Origin of the sequence: Hydrogenovibrio crunogenus, from assembly GCF_004786015.1 — a bacterium.
GTDB classification, from domain to species: domain Bacteria; phylum Pseudomonadota; class Gammaproteobacteria; order Thiomicrospirales; family Thiomicrospiraceae; genus Hydrogenovibrio; species Hydrogenovibrio crunogenus.
The window spans coordinates 985,255-1,002,791 of sequence record NZ_CP032096.1 but is presented as its reverse complement, the minus strand read 5'-3'; the positions used below and the strand labels follow the sequence as shown (position 1 = coordinate 1,002,791).

The following is a 17,537-nucleotide window of genomic DNA, read 5'->3' as shown; positions in this document are numbered from 1 at the left end:
CGGTTTTAGGCAACAAATATCGATTGTGCCAACCGATAATCCAATGCATGCTGTTCACCATTTATTTCAATCGATAAAGGGCCTTCAAAAGGCGCCTTTTGATGAACGATCACCCCTGCATCCCTCACTAAACCGATGGAAAATAAATAACGCAACTCTTCAGGCGAACGGTTTTGAATCCGCATCACTTTTGCTTTAGTGGGTGCCTCAATTTCTGCCAGACTGAGCATCTTAGGTTGCACCATCTCCCCTTTTTCATTGGGAATAGGAGACCCATGTGGGTCTTGAGTCGGTTGCCCTAGCTCTTCCCACATTCTGTTCGTTAACTTATCCGATATGGCATGTTCTAAAATTTCAGCCTCTTCATCCACTTCATCCCATTGATACCCTAATCGTTCGACCAAAAAAAGCTCCAAAATACGGTGTCGTCGAATCATATTCAGCGCTACCTTTCGGCCTTTCGCTGTTAAGGAAACGCCGTAATAAGGCTCGTACTGAATCATTTCCTTATCGGCCAATTTTTTAAGCATGTTGGAGACGGACGCTTGCGAAATCGTCAATCTTTCAGCAATTGCAGAGGTACTGACACCTTTATCAGATTCGTTTTCTTCTTCCAGCTTATAAATAATTTTAAGATAGTCTTCAAGTGCCTTACTGGCCATATTCGCAACCCTAAGCGTTTGAAATATCTGTCGCCATCATTTCCTGCACCACACTGGCATCCGGAAAAGCAAAGATGTATAAAATAAAAAATAAAATCAAAAAAACAAAACGGGTCACCCCCTGAAAACTCAAAACCGGATGACTTAATATCGCAAAAGCCAGCGCACTGACAACCGATCCCCAGGCAGACAGTGTCGCAGCCAACATAGCCATTAAAACACCAATCGCCATGGCATAATAATGCCAGGTAAAGGCCACTTTTTGTTTTTTCATTCTGATCCCCTAAACAGTTTTTCTACTTTGCACTATTTTAAAGCATTGTGCCACAAAATTTGACACCTTTACATTATGAATCTAAAAACTTTTTAGGGTACAATTTTTCACACGAAAATAACCATGAATCAATCACGCCACAAAGAAGCGATTCTTTGTGCTTATCTTTTTAAATAAAGGGTCATTATGAAAAAACCTATTATCGTCATCGGAATGGGAGAACTCGGCAGCGTTTTTGCGCGAGGCTTTCTAAAACTGGGGTATCCGGTTCAACCAGTAAATCGTAGTCAATCCATGCAAGACATTGCAGATGAAATTCCAGACCCGGCTGCTGTTTTAATCGCAGTAGGAGAAGCCGATATCCACCAAACTTTGCAAGAGTGTCCTGCTGTCTGGGCGGATAACCTTATTTTATTACAAAACGAACTCCTCAAACGAGATTGGGAAAACACGCACGTTACCGACCCAACAGTGATCTCTGTCTGGTTTGAAAAGAAAAAAGGCATGGACAGCAAAGTCGTGCTTCCCTCGCCAGTGTATGGGCAACACAGTAAATTGGTCTTTAATGCACTGTCACAACTTGACCTGCCTTGCGTTCAGTTAGACAGCCAAGCCGAACTCACTTATGAACTGGTTCGAAAAAACCTGTATATTCTTACCACCAATATCGCAGGACTCGTGGTCGGTGGCAACGTGGAATCTTTAATGAACCAGCATAAAGATATCATGAACGCTGTTGCTGATGAGGTATTGGATATCCAAGACGCCCTCACGGAACAACAAAACGATCGAACTAAGCTCATGAAAGGACTTATAGAAGCCTTTGAAGGCGACTTAGAACATAAGTGCATGGGACGTTCAGCCCCAGCCAGATTAAAACGCGCACTGGAGCATGCCGAGACACTTAATATCAATGTGCCTTACCTTCACAAAATTGCTCAAACTCATACATAAGTCGATTTCCGATTGCTTTAAAATCTACCAGGCCTGGTAGATTTTTTCTTTTCTTTATTCTTAAACCGGCACCAACCGCTTGCTTATCACAAACAAAGATAGACAGAACAGTGGCGTCTGCTTAAAAGTTCATTAAAAAGGAAAAAGAAGAAATGGACTGGGAAAATGGTGGGTCGTGCGCGATTCGAACGCGCGACCAATTGGTTAAAAGCCAACTGCTCTACCAGCTGAGCTAACGACCCTGATAGAAAGTATTCCGTGAATGAGGTTACCATTTAAAGGATAAATGGTGGGTCGTGCGCGATTCGAACGCGCGACCAATTGGTTAAAAGCCAACTGCTCTACCAGCTGAGCTAACGACCCTCTCTGGAATGGGGCGTATTATACAAGCTGACAGACTTTTGGCAAGATGTTTTTACGGTTTTTTATAACTTTTTAAAGGTTTGAGACATAAATGGTGGGATCAGCAACACCCGCTTTTTCAAAGCCCTGTTTTCTCAAACGGCAAGAATCACATATTCCACAGGCGGCACCGTTTTTATCAGCTTGATAACAAGAAACGGTTTTACTGTAATCCACTCCAAGCCTGACGCCCGTTTGAATGATTTCAGCCTTGGTCAAATCAATTAAAGGCGTTTGAATATGCATCTTGTGACCTTCAACTCCAGCTTTCGTTGCTAGATTAGCCATTTTTTCATACGCCGCAATATACTCAGGGCGACAATCCGGATACCCTGAATAATCTACGGCATTCACCCCGATAAAAATATCGTCGGCCTGTAGTACTTCAGCCAACGCTAAGGCATAAGAAAGAAAAACCGTATTACGTGCTGGCACATATGTCACCGGAATCGTTTCTTTATCCACGCCAGAGACAGGCACATCAATCGAGTCGTCCGTCAATGCAGAACCACCAATCGCGTGCATATTCATTTCCATCACTCGGTGTGTCTTCGCGCCTGAAGCACGAGAAACTCGCTCTGCAGCCATTAATTCGGCACGATGGCGTTGGCCATAATCAAAACTAATGGTATGACATTCAAACCCCTGCGCTTGTGCAATCGCCAGAACCGTGGCTGAATCTAAACCACCAGACAACAATACGACGGCTTTTTTAGTATCGACACCCGCCACTACTTAACTCCCATTGCCGAGAGCCTCTTACGAGCTTTTTCTGCCACATTCTTTTTAGGGTAGTCTTGAATCAACTGTTCATACAATGCTTTTGCTTTCTTTTTCTCACCCACTTCTTGATACATATCTGCTGCTCTTAGCATGGCTGCAGGTGCTTTTAGTGAAGTTGGGTAAGTTTCATAAACATCGATAAAGGCTTTCAAGGCGGCTTTATCATTTCCCAATACCGCTTCGGCTTCCCCTTCCCAGTAAGCCGAATTACTGGCTAAATCACTGTTAGGGTAGGATGCTTTAAATGCTGAAAAGGCTTTACTGGCACCCTGATAATCCGATTTTTTCATCAAAGCAAAAGCGGCTTCATAAACACGTTTCTCTTTGGCCGTAGCTGAGTGTGTCATTACACCAGAGGTAGAAGAAGATGACGCAGTAGCAACGTCTTTACCTTGCGACTCGGTAGAGGTCTCTTCCGGCACAAGAACGGACGAAGATCCCCCATCTTGAACGTTTGATGCAGAAGATTGTGATGCTTCAAGCACGCTCAAACGCTCATCTGCTTCTTTATATTGTTTAGCCAGTTTTTCTTGGGTTTGCTTTAGCTGGTAATTTAAACGATCTACTTCATCATACAAACTTTGAATTTGGCGCTGCTGTTCTGCCAAACGTCGGCTTAATTGAATAAGAACAGGGTTATCCGCCATTCTTTCCAGACGTTGCACCCGCTCTTCTATCGGCTGCGGTGCAGCACTCGCTACAGGCATCACACTGTTCAATATGGCTGTTGTAATGATCAAGGAAAGCGTCTTTTTCATTTTAAATTCCGATATTTTTATTGAGCTTTAATTTCAACACGGCGATTTTTCGCCCAAGCTTCTTCATTATGCCCTTCCATCAAAGGAAGTTCCTCTCCTAATGAAATCACTTCAATACGGTCTTTATTCACGCCATACAGCATAAAGGCCTCCGCTACAGCTTTAGCACGTCTTTCCCCCAAAGCTAAATTATATTCCGGCGTCCCTCTTTCATCTGTATGACCGACCAACTGAATTTTTTCTGATGGATTATCAACCAATATAGCAGCATAATGCTTAACCGTTTCTAACGATGTATCATCGACAATGTATTGATCATAGCCAAAATAAATCACAGGTTCAAAGGTCTGGCCCAACGCTGGAACATCTTGACTCATGGCATTAAGGTCTTGACTAGCCAGTTCTTCACTACTGACATCTGAACCATTCGTTTTTGTTCCCAGGACTTCAACCTCATTCACTTCTCCAGAATTGGCTTTTTCCAATTCCAAACGCGCTTTTTCAGCATAATCCACTTCTTCTTGTGAAACAGGTTCAATATTCATATCCGCATCTTCCCCTTTCTTAGGGGTATTGGTACAGGCAGCTAATGAAGAGACCACACCTAGAGCAACCAACAATTTTAATTTATTCATTTTAAACTCCTTAAGTTTAAACTGTTATATACCTGATTCCGCGATTTGTATAAAAAATATTAACGGGGTAAATAAGGCCCCCAAGAAGGAGAGCGCACTTCTCCTTCTTGAACACTTAAAATTTGTGTGACATTACTGTTCACAGAAACCACTGCCAGCTTACCTTGCCCCCCCTGATTCATCGCATATAAAATCATTTCGCCATTGGGCGAGAACGTTGGCGACTCATCTAGGTAGGTTTTGGTTAAAATGTTAAATTCTTCATTATATAAATCCAGCACAGCAATATGGAATCCACCATTAGCATGCACCATGGCGACATAACGTCCATCAGGGGAAACTGCTGGGTTGGCATTATAACGACCAATATAGGAAATACGTCGCATTTCACCCGTATCTAAAAAAACTTGAAAAATCTGCGGCTGGCCGCGTCGATCTGAGTTAAAAAACAAAGAATGTCCGTTCGGAGCCCAGACAGCCTCTGTTTCAATGGCCCAGTTACGTGTCAGTCGGCGAAGTTTTCGCGTTTTCATATCCATAATATAAACATCGGCTGAACCATCTTTAGACAAAGTCAAAGCCAGTTTCTTACCATCTGGTGACCAAGCGGGCGCCCCGTTAATGCCTTTGAATTTAGCAATAATTTGTCGGCTTTTTCCATCCAGACTTTGTAACACAATCTGGGAACGCCCATTTTCAAATGAGACATAAGCCAAATGTTGACCATCAGGCGACCAGCTAGGTGACATAATCGGCAAACTGGAACGTAAAATAGGTTGCGAGTTATAGCCATCTGAATCTGCCACCTCTAAACTATATTGCTTTTTGCCATTGATTGCTTTGACAGTGACATAAGCCATACGGGTATTAAAAGCCCCTCGAATCCCAGTTAATTCCTCATAAATCAGATCACTCATTTTATGAGCGACCTGTCGTAACAACGTTTTGGAGATACCGGACCAACGCTTTCCAATGACTTGTTCTTTACGTAGCAGGTCTACGAAACGCATCTCAATCTGGTATGTCCCGTTTGCCTCTTCGGTAATGCGGCCCATCAACAAATTATCGACACCTAATTGTTTCCACTGATGAAAGTCAATATCATCCAATGTCTTAGGGCGTGAAGGCAACTTCGTTTCATCCACCGCTTTAAATTTACCGCTGCGTAATAAATCATTACCAACGATGCTGGTGATGTTTTGCGGCGGATGTAGTTGTGTCCCTTTCCATTCAAAAGGCACCAGTGCGATTGGCACGGCATTATCAGAACTCTGATCAATCTGAATGGTTAAATCAGCATATGCTGACGCATTCCACATGAAGAGAAAACTGACTAGGGTGTAAATAATTTTTTTCATTTAACCTACTTCTAACGCAATAGTTTTAAGGAATTAAGGATTAAAGATAAATTTAATATTTCGCTCAAACAACTCTTTTATAGGAGGCATCGGAAGTGGCTCTGCTCGATATACCGCTTTTTCCGCATCCTTTTTAAACTGTTCATTAGCGAACTTATTACACTTCTCTACTTTAACGCTGCTGATCATGCCTTTCGGTGTTTGTGTAATCGAAACAACACATTCCGCTTTTTCAGACACTTTGGCCGCAGTACGCCAATTATCTTTCACACTGGCTGCAATCGACGAGATATAGGTTTCACGTAAGCTCAACATTTCTTTCTGTTTCGCGGCTTGACGTTTTTTCGCCTCTTCTTCTTCCAGCTGTCTTTGTAGAGCGGCTTCTTGCTGCAACTGCTCTCTGCGTAATTTCGCCTGTAAAGCTTCCGCTTCTAAGCGTTTCTTCTCAGCATTATGTTTTTTAATCTGTTCTTCAAGCGCTTTTTTCTTAGCTTCTTCTTGTTGCCGTTTCTGTTCTGCTTCAGCAACAAGCTGTTTGGCTTGTTCACGTTTCTTTTCAGCTAATAAAGCTTCTTTTTTAGCACGTTCTGCAGACTGTTTGGCCTCTTGAGCCCGCTTCTGTTCCGCTAACACCTTTTGACGCTCGATTTCGGCCAACCGTTTGGCTTCATCCGCTTTACGCTGTTCAGCCAATGCTTTGCGGCGTTCGGCTTCGGCTTTCTTTTTCTCTTCTAATTGTTTTCTTTTCAATTCTGCCAAGCGACGTTTTTCGGCTTCTGACTGACGCTTCAACCTTTTTTGCGCTTCAAGCTTATCCGCCTCTTCTTGTTTTATTTTTGCCAATTGCTGTTTTACCAATGAAGAGTCCACTGCAAACGTTTTCATAGGCTGTATTTGCTTGATCGGCATTTGTTCAGATTCCGATGTTTCTCCATTTAACTTTACTTTTAAAACATCTTCTTCTTGAAACGAACTATAAACCAAGCCGATCGCAATGAGAATGTGTAACGCGATGGCTAAAGCCATTGAAACAGGGTGACGAATAATAAATGCAAACATGTTATTTCTCTTCTGGCTCCGTCATCAATGAAACCTGACTGACGCCATTTGCTTTAAGTAAAACGAATAGATGAACGACCTTTCCATAAGGTGTCTGACGATCACCTTGAATATAGAAAGGTTGATTAGGTTTAAGTTGAGAACGAGCAACCACCTCTGCGACTAACTGTGATAAGTCTTTTTGACCTAATACTCTATCCGGATTTTCAGACGTTTTATAAAATCCTTCCGCAGTAACGGAAATCACAAACGGTTTTATCGGTTTAACGACATCTGTCTTTTGTTTGTCTTGAATGCGAGGTGTCTGAGGCAGTTCAACCGTTACCGCTTGTTGCACAATTGGAGCGGTAATCATAAAAATAATTAACAAAATCAATGTAACATCAATATAAGGTACAACATTGATTTCTGCCATAAGACGCTTTTTATGCTGCGATCTGAAAGAACTCTGCATCATAGAGCTACCCTTAATCTTGTGTCTTTTGTTCGGTCATATGGGATTGACGCTGAATAATCGTTAAAAAACCTTCAGCGAAATTTTCATACTGACCAATAACTTTATCGGTATTGACACTCAAACGATTATAGGCAATGACGGCCGGAATCGCAGCAAACAACCCCATTGCGGTTGCTATTAAAGCTTCCGAAATCCCTGGCGCAACTGACGCTAGGGTTGCGTTTTGAATATCGCCCAATGAAGAAAATGCATGCATGACCCCCCAAACAGTCCCGAACAATCCGATATAAGGGGCTGATGAGCCAACCGTTGCCAGTAGCGGTGTTTGATTTTCTAGACGTTCAATCTGCTTTGAAAACGCCACCCGCATGGCTCGCTGTGTGCCATTAATCAAGTCGGCTGAATCAATGACACCCTGACTTTTCAAACTCATAAACTCTTTAAAACCGGCTTCAAATATCTGAGCATTCCCCGTGTTATCGGCTTCACGAGTGACCTGGTTATATAGCCCCGTTAATTCAGGTGTATTCCAAAACAGCTCATCGAATTCCTTGGCCTCGCGTTTTGCCTTACGTAACTGATAAGATTTAGCGAACGTTATTGCCCACGCCATAATTGACATCAATAATAAAATAACCATCACTGCTTGAACAACAGGGCTGGCATCTAAAATTAATTCCATTAACGAATGATCATTCATCTTCTAAATTCCTTTCTGGCATGGTTAAACCGAGGTGTCGATAAGCCGTTTGGGTTACGATTCTGCCTCGTGGTGTACGAATTAAAAAACCTTGTTGAACAAGAAACGGTTCAATCACATCTTCAATCGTTCCTCGCTCCTCACCCAACGCAGCTGAAATACTGTCAATTCCAACAGGTCGGCTTTCAAATTTTTGAATTAATAATTCTAATAGTCGTCGATCCATCTTATCAAGCCCTAGAGAATCAACTTCTAACAAGTTCAGCGCTGAGTCTGCAATCTCGGCTGTAATCACTCCATTACCTTTGACTTGAGCATAATCCCTCACGCGTCTTAAAAGACGGTTGGCGATTCTTGGTGTGCCTCGAGAACGTCGAGCTACTTCAAGTGCGCCGTCAGGCTCGGCAGACATGCCCAATATATTAGCAGAGCGCGTTACAATTTGTGCCAGCTCCTCAACTGAATAAAATTCCAAACGTTGTACGATTCCAAAACGATCCCTTAGAGGAGACGTTAACAAACCAGCACGTGTCGTGGCGCCAACTAAGGTAAAAGGTGGAATGTCGATTTTGACAGATTGTGCTGCAGGCCCTTCACCAATAATGATATCGATTTGAAAATCTTCCATGGCGGGATATAGCACTTCTTCGACAATAGGACTTAAACGGTGGATTTCGTCAACAAACAAAACATCATGTGGCTCTAAACGCGTTAGGATTGCCGCTAAATCACCGGGTTTTTCAATCACAGGGCCTGAGGTCTGTCGGAGCGTCACGCCCATTTCTTGAGCAATGATATTAGAAAGAGTGGTTTTTCCAAGTCCAGGCGGGCCGTACAACAAGACATGATCTAAATGTTCTTGGCGCATTTTAGCGGCATTAATCGAAAGCTGAAGCTGTTCTCGAACCGCTTGTTGACCAATATAGTCGGTAATTATTTGAGGACGAACAGACGGCTGAACATACATATCTTCTTCAAGCGACTGTCCACCGACAATACGATCTGTTTCTATCATCTCAACCCACTAACTTTAAGCTTTTTCAAGCCTGACTGAATAAAAAATAACGAATCCAATTATAATCTTTCTAACCAATTTTTTGAGTCGAATTTCGTTCTTGCTTCCATGAAAGCTTTTTCCTCAGGGCGAGATGTTTTTTTGAGTTTTATTTTACAGACTCACATGACTCACATCATTGAAAAACAGTGAAGCACTCACTTTTCAAAGACCACTTTAAAGCTTAACGGACTGCAGTGCTTTTTTAATTGTCTCTTCCAAAGTTAAGTCGGATTCAACAGCTTGTACCATTTTATCGGCTTGAGTCGGCTTATACCCCAAAGAAATCAGCGCTTCGACGGCTGAGGCTTTTTGATTATGCGGTGCAGGGGGTACCATTGTTTCTGATGAAACGCTGGAACTCGCTACGCTCCCCCATCCTTTTAAACGATCTCGCATTTCAATCACCAGACGTTCGGCCGTTTTCTTACCGACCCCTGGAATTTTTGTCAGCGCCGGCGCATCGCCAACCTCAACCAATCCGACGAAATCATTGACCGACATGGCAGACAAAATACCAATCGCCATTTTGGCACCAATACCATTCACTTTAATTAATTCTTTAAACAAGCTTCTTTCAAGCTCTGAGGCAAACCCAAACAACAGCATCGCATCTTCGCGCACATGCATATGCGTTAACAGCATCACCTCATCGCCAACTTCGCCGATGGCGTAAAATGTCGACATTGGGGCTTCGACTTCATATCCTACACCGTTGACATTAATTAAAATTTGCGGGGGTAACTTTGCGTGAAGTTTCCCAGATAAGAACCCAATCATCTCTTTTCCTTAAAACTTAGTGCCTTTTGAAATCTTTTCCGGATCAATACCAAGCGTTAAATAGCGATCATGGCAAAGTGCACCGGCTAGTGCATCTGCCGCATCTTCCTGTGGGCTTTCGGTCAACTTCAATAGGTTCTGAACCATAAACTGAATCTGGTCTTTCGTTGCATGCCCTTGCCCGACAATCGTACTTTTAATTTGCGTCGGAGTGTATTCCATAATCGGAATTTCTTTGATAGCAGCGGCACACAAAATGACCCCTCTGGCTTGCCCCAGCTTAATGGCCGAACTGGGATTTTTGTAAACAAACACCTTTTCAATCGCCATAACATGGGGCTGATATTGATCAATGATCTGACACACCGATTCAAAGATGGTCTTCAATCTTTGGGCCCCTGCCAGTTTTTCAACTCGAATCACACCACTGGAAACATAACTGGGATGAAACCGACCGGATTCAATAATTCCAAAACCGGTTTTACGCGAGCCTGGATCAATCCCTAAAATTCTTTGAAGTTGTGCCACACTAGTTCCTAAGTGCTAAAAAATAATTACGAGATAAGGTGCATCAATCATACCACCTCTGATATTTGACCGTCCTCTAAACACAAAAAAACCACCAGGCCTGGTGGTTTTGAAGTTAACCGCTCATTATGGGTTGGTTTTAACCAGTCCCTTTTCTCGCGAAAACGTCAACATGCGTTCTACCGACTGTAAGGCTTTTAAGCGAATGGACTCTTCAATCACAATTTCACCGGTTTCATTTTCTAAGCAATCCGCTAAGTTCTGCAAACCATTCATTGCCATCCAGGGACAGTGCGCGCAACTGATACAACTACCGGCTTTTCCACCAGTTGGAGCAACAATCAATTGCTTTTCCGGAGCCAATTGTTGCATTTTATAGAAAATGCCATAATCGGTCGCCACGATAAATTTCTGATCAGGTAAATTCTGGACCGCTTCAATCATCACTCGAGTTGAACCCACAACATCAGCTAAATCAACCACTTCTGCCGGAGATTCAGGGTGTACGATAATTTTGGCGTCAGGATGCTCCTTGGCCAATTCCATTAATCCGTAGGTTTGGAATTCATCATGCACAATACAATGCCCTTGCCATCGGATCATTTCCACGCCCGTCTCTTTTTCAATCCAATGACCTAAATGACGGTCTGGCGCCCAGATGATCTTTTCACCTTGTTCTTTTAAATGCGTGACAATTTCCAAAGCATTTCCGGAGGTGACCACCCAATCAGCCAGTGCTTTGACTTCCACACTGGTGTTGGCATAAACAACTACTTTATGGTCCGGGTATTGCGCGCAAAACTCGGCAAACGCTTTTGGTGGACAGCTTTCATCCAAAGAACAAGTTGCGTTTAAATCCGGCATTAAGACTGTCTTTTCCGGGCTGAGCATTTTGGCGGTTTCTCCCATAAAGCGAACCCCGCAGACCACTAACATGTCTGCATCAGATTGCGCACCAAAATTCGCCATCTCAAGCGAATCCGCTACTTTCCCACCGGTTTCTTCAGCCAATGCCTGCAAATCATCACTGACATAATAATGCGCAATCATCTGCGCATTTTTTTCTTTTAACAGACGTTTGATTTTAGCTGTTAATGTCGCTTTTTCTTCGTCATCCAGACTCATGGCTGGCTGAGTTGATTGCGCGAGTTTGTCAATTCGCCCTAAAAGCTCTAGAGGAACTGTTTTAGCTAAAGAAGACATATATAAACTAGAACCTTAATTAAACTGATTAACTCGCATCTTTTGCGACAAGAGACTTACGGAAACGTAATTCAAGATCCGCCAACTGGGTGTTATCAACATTGCCTGGTGCATCGGTCAGCATACAGGCTGCGGACTGAGTTTTCGGGAAGGCGATTACATCACGAATCGAATCTCGATTGGCCATTAACATCACTAAACGGTCCAACCCAAATGCCATACCGGCATGCGGTGGACAACCATATTTTAAAGCGTTCAATAGAAAACCAAACTTTTCTTGCGCTTCTTCATCTGAAATACCCAGCATTTTTAAAACGGCGGCTTGCATATTGGTATCATGGATACGAACCGATCCACCCCCTACTTCTATACCGTTAATGACCAAGTCATAAGCGCGAGATAACATTTGATGCGGTTCATCATGATTTAAAATTTCTTCTGTCGTCGCTTTAGGTTGTGTGAAAGGATGGTGAATCGCCGTCATCTTCGCGGTTTTTTCATCCATTTCAAACATTGGGAAGTCCACCACCCAAACAGGCGCCCATTCTTTTTCGACCATATCGAGATCTTCACCAATCTTACAGCGCAAAGCGCCTAAGGCTTCATTGACAATCTTCGCTTTATCCGCACCAAAGAAAACAATATCACCATCTTCTGCACCGACACGCTGCATAATTTCCATCGCTTGATCTGGGAAGAATTTCACAATCGGAGACTGCAACCCGTCCAAACCAGCTGATAAGTCATTTACCTTGATATAGGCCAGCCCTTTTGCACCATAGATACCCACATACTTGGTATAGTCATCAATTTCTTTACGTGACAACTTTCCACCTTGTGGTACACGTAAAGCCGCCACACGCCCCATTGGATCTTTTGCCGGCCCCGCAAATACTTTAAAATCAATATCCTGCAATAAGTCAGCCACGTCAACCAGCTGTAGCGGAATACGTAAATCCGGACGGTCAATGCCATATTTCTCAATCGCTTCTGCGTACGTCATGCGCGGAAAGTCATCTTCAAAATTAACCTCAACGCCTTCTCTAAAGATCGTTTTCGTTAATCCCTCCATCATATTCATCACTTCTTCTTCGGTCATGAAAGAGGTTTCAATATCTAACTGTGTAAACTCAGGTTGACGATCTGCACGCAAATCTTCATCACGGAAACAGCGAGTAATTTGATAATAACGATCAAACCCTGACATCATCAACAATTGCTTAAACAGTTGAGGCGACTGCGGCAAAGCAAAAAACTTATTAGGATGTGTACGGCTGGGCACCAAATAATCGCGCGCGCCTTCAGGCGTTGATTTTGTGAGGATAGGCGTTTCCATATCCATAAAACCATTATCATCCAAATAACGACGCATAGAACGCGTCACACGATAACGCGTTCTCATAGCCGATTGCATTTCTTCGCGACGCAAATCCAAATAACGGTAAGTCAAGCGAACTTCTTCCGAAATATGTTTATCATCCAATTGGAAAGGAATCGGTTCTGCAGAACTCAACACTTCCAAATTTTCTGCCACAATCTCAATCTTGCCGGTATTCATTTTCGGATTAATGGTTTCTGGCGTTCTGGCGCACACTTTCCCTTCAACTTTCAAGACGTATTCCGAACGAACACGTTCAGCAATTGCAAACATCTCTGCATTGTCAGGATTTACCACTACTTGAACCAAGCCTTCACGATCACGTAAATCAATAAAGATAACGCCACCATGGTCACGGCGTCGGTGAACCCACCCTGAAACGGTGACTTGCTGGTTTTCTAAAATCTCTGTTACTTGTCCACAGTAGTGTGTACGCATCATGTGTTTATTACCTTTCTTGCTGAATGTCGAGACATGCCCGAACGATTTCAATTCTTAATGGTTAATCTGTTAAATATAAATTCTGTTTTTTTTAATCTTGGGCTTTCTTGCCGGCATCGAAAAAATCATATTCCGAAGCAGTTTTTGGCGGTTCAATTTGACCAACTGCATTCTCTGTGCCGGGCCAATATGGAACGACGACGCCGCCAGAAATGACCATTTTCAAGGCATCATCCACACTCATATCGAGCTCTATAATTTCCGTATTCGACGCCATAATAAAAAAGCCTGATGTCGGGTTAGGTGTTGTCGGCACAAACAAATTCACCACTTCCGCCATATTAGTTTTAATCTGGGCTTCGCCTTGTGTTTTGCTGGTCTGAAAAGCCAAGGTCCATAAACCTGCTCTGGGATATTGCAACAAATACGCTTTTTGAAACGTTTGTGACCCATCGCCAAAAAGCGCTTCTGAAATCTGCTTTACCGCCATGTAAATAGAACGCACCAACGGAATTCGGGAAAGCAGCTTTTCCCAAATACCATATAAATAGCGGCCAAAGAAATTAGCGACCAACATGCCGGTGACAAAAATCAGGACAAACGACAAAATAATGCCAAATCCGGGAATGTGACGACCCAACAGCTCATCCGGTCTCAGATGCTCTGGCAACAATAGTAAACTTTGATCAAACAAATTGACCAAAAAAATCAGCGCCGCAATAGTAACCCCTAAAGGTAACCAGACCAATAACCCGGCAATCAAATAACGTTTTATGAATGACATTTTTTCGCTTCTCGGCAACGCAAATTAATAAATTAAAACAAGCCCATTATTATATAAGAATTTGGCAAAAGTTTGGCTGAAATCCAAGCATTCTTATTGAATTGACTCTTTTTTGTTCTTTCAGTCGTGCATTTTACAAACTATTAAACCTCACTATCTAATTTTATTGTTTTAGGCTATCAAGTTTGATGACTTTGCTCTAAGATAAATGCATTATTTTTCATCCACAATAGAGATTACATGCAAGACACTCCCACTATTTTAGTAACAGGCTGCTCCAGTGGAATTGGCTATCACACCGCAAAAACATTATTTCAAAAAGGCTATCAGGTCATCGCAACCTGTCGACAGGAAAAAGATGTGGCACGGCTCAATCAGGAAGGCATAACCTGTATTCAGATGGATTTGGCAGACCCGACCTCGATTCAATCAGCTGTTCAAATTATCTTAGCCATGCACCCTGTTATTGACGTATTATTCAACAATGCGGCATTCGGCTTACCTGGCGCGGTGGAAGATTTAAGCCGCGATGCACTACGTTTTCAGTTTGAAACCAATGTATTCGGCACACAAGAGCTCACCAACCTTATTATCCCTGTCATGCGTGCCCAAGGTCATGGAAAAATAGTGTATAACAGTTCGATTTTAGGGTTTGCCGCCATGCAATATCGCGGTGCCTACAATGCAAGCAAGTTTGCCATTGAAGGGCTTGCAGACACACTCAGGCTGGAACTTAAAGCAGACAATATTCACGTTAGCTTAATTGAACCGGGTCCGATCCGCTCCCACTTTCGCGCAAACGCTTACACGCAATTTAAACACTGGATTTCCCATCCAGAACAAAGCGCCCATCACAAAAATTATCAGGCGATGATTAACCGACTGGAAACTGTCGGACCTTCAGCACCTTTCACCCTCGGCCCGGAAGCGGTAACACAGAAATTTGAGCACATCATTAACAGCCAACGCCCAGCGATTCGATATCGCGTAACCGTTCCTACCATCGCTTTTGCCTGGTTAAAAAGATTGTTACCCAACCGTTGGCTAGATTTTCTTCTCATTAAGGCAGGTGGAGATGGCAAACGCTAATCGTTTTTTCATAAAGCTCGTTATTTATCTCTTTGCTCTTACAAGCACTAACAGCTTAGCCAGCACCGCCTCCTCCGCTTCTGAAAAAGATTCTTCACGCCCCAAAATAGGCCTGGTACTCCCTGGTGGCGGTGCGCATGGATTGGCTCACATAGGCGTGTTAAAACAATTAGAAAAATTCAACATCCCCATTGATTATATTTCAGGCACCAGTATGGGGGCAGTCATTGGTGGGCTCTATGCTTCAGGTCTCAGCACCAGTCAAATAGAAAGCTTTGTGACCCATGTTAATTGGGATCAAACCTTTACAGACGACAACTCAAGACACTTTCTGTCTTTTCGACGAAAATCAGACCAATATGATTATTTTGTAAAAGGCGAATTTGGCTATGGCAATGGGCGTTTCAAGTTACCAAACGGGCTGGTGCTCGGTCAGCAGCAAGCAATCTTACTCAAAGGCATGACACTTGCAACCAGCAGCATCAAAGACTTTGACCAACTCCCCATTCCTTTTCGTGCTGTTGCAACTAATGTCAAAACAGGAGAGGAAGTCGTTTTAAAATCAGGCGACCTTTCACAAGCACTTAGGGCCAGCATGGCAGTTCCCGGTATATTTGCACCTGTTTTAATTCAAGGACACTACTTGGTGGATGGTGGCGTCACCAATAACACTCCGATTAACATTGTCAGAAACATGGGAGCAGATATCGTCATCGTGTCAGATATTCACACCACTAATGACCCTAACATGGAAATGGACTCATACGTCAATATTGGCGGGCAAATCCTCTCCAGCATGATTACGGCTAACAGCTTAAGGCAATTAAAAACACTCAAGTCACAAGACATATTAATTCGGCCCACCATCCCAACCACTATCAGCCCCACGAACTTCAGCGATGCCAAAAAAATTATTGAGATCGGCTATCATGCATGTTTAAGCCAGCTAGAACCTCTTAAAAAACTCAGCCGACCCGGCTACACTGCACCCGATCCCAAGAAGACACTTCCTATAATCGATGCCATTCAAATTCACAATGACACTTCTGTTTCAAATCAACTTATTCGCCAGGCGATACAACAAAAAACAGGTACGCTAATTGATCGAACACAGTTGGAAACTGACATCACAAAACTATACGGCTTAGGTTTTTTTGAATTGGTTACCTATACCATCGAGCACAAAGATCAAAAAAATGTCCTAATCATCCATACTCAAGCTCCTTCTTGGGGACCACATTTTTTTAAATTAAAATTTAATTTGGCCTCAAACCTGGATGACTCTAACATTTTCAATCTCGGGCTACGCCATACTTATGCGCCAGCCAACATGCTCGGAGCTGAATGGCGAAACAAAATAGAAATAGGCCAAACACAATTATTAAAAACCGCTTTCTACCAACCGTTGTCCTATAGCCAAAAGCCGTATATCGAACCTTCGTTTCAAATTAAAAAACGAGTGTATAGCTTAGGAACAGAATCGAATATCACTTCCGTGCAACTAGAACAACAAACCATCTCTCCCAAACTGGCGTTGGGGTATAACTTTTCTCAAAACTGGCGAGCTGCAGTGTCTTATCAAAATGACCAAGGAGATTTAATCTTAGGTAAGTATGCCAGCTCACAAATAAAAGAACATTACAGTGATAATATTGTCAGCGTTGGATTACACCATGACAGCTTAGATCAGGTAACATTTCCACAAAGAGGAACCTTACTCAACCTGTCTTACCACAACACACTTGAAAACTTTGACCAAGCCAATAAAGTTATTGAGTACAAAGGACTGCTCTCGAGTTATTTCTCTTATCATCGTCATACCTTTAATCTACACATTGAAGCAACCAATATTGAGGCAGAAAATCAGGACAACATCCATCGTTTCTATTCTTTGGGAGGCTTTCAAAAACTCTCCGGTTATGCAGAAGATGAGCTGATTGGAAATCAGCTTCTTTTTGCTAAACTAAAATATTTATACCGATTCTCTGCTACCAACAATCCTTTAGATTTTCCTTATTACATTGGAGCAACACTGGAGGCAGGCAACGTTTACGACAAAGACGCCTTTACCAATGGCATCTCATCAGACATCAGTTGGCAGAACACCAAACAGGCGGGGAGTATTTTTTTCGGAATGAACACCTTTGTTGGTCCGATTCACTTTGCTTATGGATACCACAACAACCAAAGACAATCGCTTTATCTTTACTTCGGCCATGCGTTTAATTAAAAATACTT

The 17,537-nt window shown here is 42.8% G+C and carries 18 protein-coding genes and 2 tRNA genes; 3 read left to right on the top strand and 17 right to left on the bottom strand.

All coding sequences use genetic code 11. The features are described from left to right. Positions 1–5 precede the first annotated feature (5 nt). Together GHNINEIG_RS04795 and GHNINEIG_RS04790 are read right to left on the bottom strand one after the other, a co-directional pair. A complete protein-coding gene (locus GHNINEIG_RS04795; protein ID WP_135795589.1) occupies positions 6–662 on the bottom strand; it encodes a metal-dependent transcriptional regulator in 657 nt (218 codons plus the stop codon). 10 nt (positions 663–672) lie between these two features. Next, on the bottom strand, positions 673–936 hold the full coding sequence (locus GHNINEIG_RS04790) for a hypothetical protein (protein WP_135795588.1): 264 nt from the start codon (positions 934–936) through the stop codon (positions 673–675). Between the two features lie 186 nt (positions 937–1,122). Here GHNINEIG_RS04790 and GHNINEIG_RS04785 point away from each other — a divergent pair, with 186 nt between their 5' ends. Continuing rightward, positions 1,123–1,890: a hypothetical protein gene (locus GHNINEIG_RS04785; RefSeq protein ID WP_135795587.1), complete on the top strand. Its 768-nt coding sequence runs from the start codon at positions 1,123–1,125 to the stop codon at positions 1,888–1,890. Between the two features lie 166 nt (positions 1,891–2,056). On the opposite strand, the gene GHNINEIG_RS04780 is transcribed toward GHNINEIG_RS04785, so the two are convergent. From GHNINEIG_RS04780 to GHNINEIG_RS04710, 15 genes are all read right to left on the bottom strand, one after another. Further along, positions 2,057–2,132: transfer RNA gene (locus GHNINEIG_RS04780), tRNA-Lys, on the bottom strand. A gap of 45 nt (positions 2,133–2,177) precedes the next feature. After that, positions 2,178–2,253: transfer RNA gene (locus GHNINEIG_RS04775), tRNA-Lys, on the bottom strand. A 72-nt stretch (positions 2,254–2,325) separates the two neighbouring features. Next, positions 2,326–3,024, bottom strand: coding sequence for a 7-cyano-7-deazaguanine synthase QueC (gene queC / locus GHNINEIG_RS04770; RefSeq protein WP_135795586.1), 699 nt, complete (start codon positions 3,022–3,024; stop codon positions 2,326–2,328). Then, positions 3,024–3,833 (bottom strand): tol-pal system protein YbgF, encoded by an 810-nt coding sequence (gene ybgF / locus GHNINEIG_RS04765; RefSeq protein WP_135795585.1) that lies wholly within the window; start codon positions 3,831–3,833, stop codon positions 3,024–3,026. The genes queC and ybgF overlap by 1 nt, the downstream gene beginning before the upstream one ends. A gap of 17 nt (positions 3,834–3,850) precedes the next feature. Next, positions 3,851–4,468: a peptidoglycan-associated lipoprotein Pal gene (gene pal / locus GHNINEIG_RS04760; RefSeq protein ID WP_135795584.1), complete on the bottom strand. Its 618-nt coding sequence runs from the start codon at positions 4,466–4,468 to the stop codon at positions 3,851–3,853. A 59-nt stretch (positions 4,469–4,527) separates the two neighbouring features. Further along, complete coding sequence (tolB, locus tag GHNINEIG_RS04755) at positions 4,528–5,826, bottom strand: Tol-Pal system beta propeller repeat protein TolB (protein ID WP_135795583.1); 1,299 nt, start codon at positions 5,824–5,826, stop codon at positions 4,528–4,530. Positions 5,827–5,859: 33 nt separating this feature from the next. Next, on the bottom strand, positions 5,860–6,885 hold the full coding sequence (gene tolA / locus GHNINEIG_RS04750) for a cell envelope integrity protein TolA (protein ID WP_135795582.1): 1,026 nt from the start codon (positions 6,883–6,885) through the stop codon (positions 5,860–5,862). A gap of 1 nt (position 6,886) precedes the next feature. Next, positions 6,887–7,300, bottom strand: a complete 414-nt coding sequence (locus GHNINEIG_RS04745; RefSeq protein WP_223260939.1) for an ExbD/TolR family protein — start codon at positions 7,298–7,300, stop codon at positions 6,887–6,889. A 52-nt stretch (positions 7,301–7,352) separates the two neighbouring features. After that, entirely contained in the window at positions 7,353–8,042 is a 690-nt protein-coding gene (gene tolQ / locus GHNINEIG_RS04740) for a protein TolQ (protein ID WP_135795581.1), read from the bottom strand. Continuing rightward, positions 8,035–9,057: a Holliday junction branch migration DNA helicase RuvB gene (ruvB, locus tag GHNINEIG_RS04735; protein ID WP_135795580.1), complete on the bottom strand. Its 1,023-nt coding sequence runs from the start codon at positions 9,055–9,057 to the stop codon at positions 8,035–8,037. Before ruvB ends, tolQ begins: the two co-directional genes overlap by 8 nt. Before the next feature lie 216 nt (positions 9,058–9,273). Further along, positions 9,274–9,876: a Holliday junction branch migration protein RuvA gene (ruvA, locus tag GHNINEIG_RS04730; protein WP_135795579.1), complete on the bottom strand. Its 603-nt coding sequence runs from the start codon at positions 9,874–9,876 to the stop codon at positions 9,274–9,276. Positions 9,877–9,885: 9 nt separating this feature from the next. Then, on the bottom strand, positions 9,886–10,404 hold the full coding sequence (ruvC, locus tag GHNINEIG_RS04725) for a crossover junction endodeoxyribonuclease RuvC (RefSeq protein ID WP_135795578.1): 519 nt from the start codon (positions 10,402–10,404) through the stop codon (positions 9,886–9,888). A 126-nt stretch (positions 10,405–10,530) separates the two neighbouring features. After that, on the bottom strand, positions 10,531–11,607 hold the full coding sequence (nadA, locus tag GHNINEIG_RS04720) for a quinolinate synthase NadA (RefSeq protein ID WP_135795577.1): 1,077 nt from the start codon (positions 11,605–11,607) through the stop codon (positions 10,531–10,533). 28 nt (positions 11,608–11,635) lie between these two features. Then, positions 11,636–13,423 (bottom strand): aspartate--tRNA ligase, encoded by a 1,788-nt coding sequence (gene aspS, locus GHNINEIG_RS04715; protein WP_189636949.1) that lies wholly within the window; start codon positions 13,421–13,423, stop codon positions 11,636–11,638. 94 nt (positions 13,424–13,517) lie between these two features. Then, on the bottom strand, positions 13,518–14,210 hold the full coding sequence (locus GHNINEIG_RS04710) for a DUF502 domain-containing protein (protein ID WP_135795575.1): 693 nt from the start codon (positions 14,208–14,210) through the stop codon (positions 13,518–13,520). A gap of 240 nt (positions 14,211–14,450) precedes the next feature. Here GHNINEIG_RS04710 and GHNINEIG_RS04705 point away from each other — a divergent pair, with 240 nt between their 5' ends. Together GHNINEIG_RS04705 and GHNINEIG_RS04700 are read left to right on the top strand one after the other, a co-directional pair. After that, positions 14,451–15,299 (top strand): SDR family NAD(P)-dependent oxidoreductase, encoded by an 849-nt coding sequence (locus tag GHNINEIG_RS04705; RefSeq protein ID WP_135795574.1) that lies wholly within the window; start codon positions 14,451–14,453, stop codon positions 15,297–15,299. Continuing rightward, positions 15,286–17,529 carry a patatin-like phospholipase family protein gene (locus tag GHNINEIG_RS04700; RefSeq protein ID WP_135795573.1) on the top strand — a complete coding sequence of 748 codons (2,244 nt, stop codon included), beginning with the start codon at positions 15,286–15,288 and terminating at the stop codon, positions 17,527–17,529. Before GHNINEIG_RS04705 ends, GHNINEIG_RS04700 begins: the two co-directional genes overlap by 14 nt. Positions 17,530–17,537: the final 8 nt, after the last annotated feature.

Coding starts and splice junctions, on each gene's coding strand:
- GHNINEIG_RS04795 (WP_135795589.1), bottom strand. CDS start 662: ATGGCCAGTAAGGCACTTGAAGACTATCTTAAAATTATTTATAAGCTG.
- GHNINEIG_RS04790 (WP_135795588.1), bottom strand. CDS start 936: ATGAAAAAACAAAAAGTGGCCTTTACCTGGCATTATTATGCCATGGCG.
- GHNINEIG_RS04700 (WP_135795573.1), top strand. CDS start 15,286: ATGGCAAACGCTAATCGTTTTTTCATAAAGCTCGTTATTTATCTCTTT.
- tolA (WP_135795582.1), bottom strand. CDS start 6,885: ATGTTTGCATTTATTATTCGTCACCCTGTTTCAATGGCTTTAGCCATC.
- aspS (WP_189636949.1), bottom strand. CDS start 13,423: ATGCGTACACACTACTGTGGACAAGTAACAGAGATTTTAGAAAACCAG.
- GHNINEIG_RS04705 (WP_135795574.1), top strand. CDS start 14,451: ATGCAAGACACTCCCACTATTTTAGTAACAGGCTGCTCCAGTGGAATT.
- tolQ (WP_135795581.1), bottom strand. CDS start 8,042: ATGAATGATCATTCGTTAATGGAATTAATTTTAGATGCCAGCCCTGTT.
- ruvA (WP_135795579.1), bottom strand. CDS start 9,876: ATGATTGGGTTCTTATCTGGGAAACTTCACGCAAAGTTACCCCCGCAA.
- GHNINEIG_RS04745 (WP_223260939.1), bottom strand. CDS start 7,300: ATGGCAGAAATCAATGTTGTACCTTATATTGATGTTACATTGATTTTG.
- GHNINEIG_RS04710 (WP_135795575.1), bottom strand. CDS start 14,210: ATGTCATTCATAAAACGTTATTTGATTGCCGGGTTATTGGTCTGGTTA.
- nadA (WP_135795577.1), bottom strand. CDS start 11,607: ATGTCTTCTTTAGCTAAAACAGTTCCTCTAGAGCTTTTAGGGCGAATT.
- ybgF (WP_135795585.1), bottom strand. CDS start 3,833: ATGAAAAAGACGCTTTCCTTGATCATTACAACAGCCATATTGAACAGT.
- GHNINEIG_RS04785 (WP_135795587.1), top strand. CDS start 1,123: ATGAAAAAACCTATTATCGTCATCGGAATGGGAGAACTCGGCAGCGTT.
- pal (WP_135795584.1), bottom strand. CDS start 4,468: ATGAATAAATTAAAATTGTTGGTTGCTCTAGGTGTGGTCTCTTCATTA.
- ruvB (WP_135795580.1), bottom strand. CDS start 9,057: ATGATAGAAACAGATCGTATTGTCGGTGGACAGTCGCTTGAAGAAGAT.
- tolB (WP_135795583.1), bottom strand. CDS start 5,826: ATGAAAAAAATTATTTACACCCTAGTCAGTTTTCTCTTCATGTGGAAT.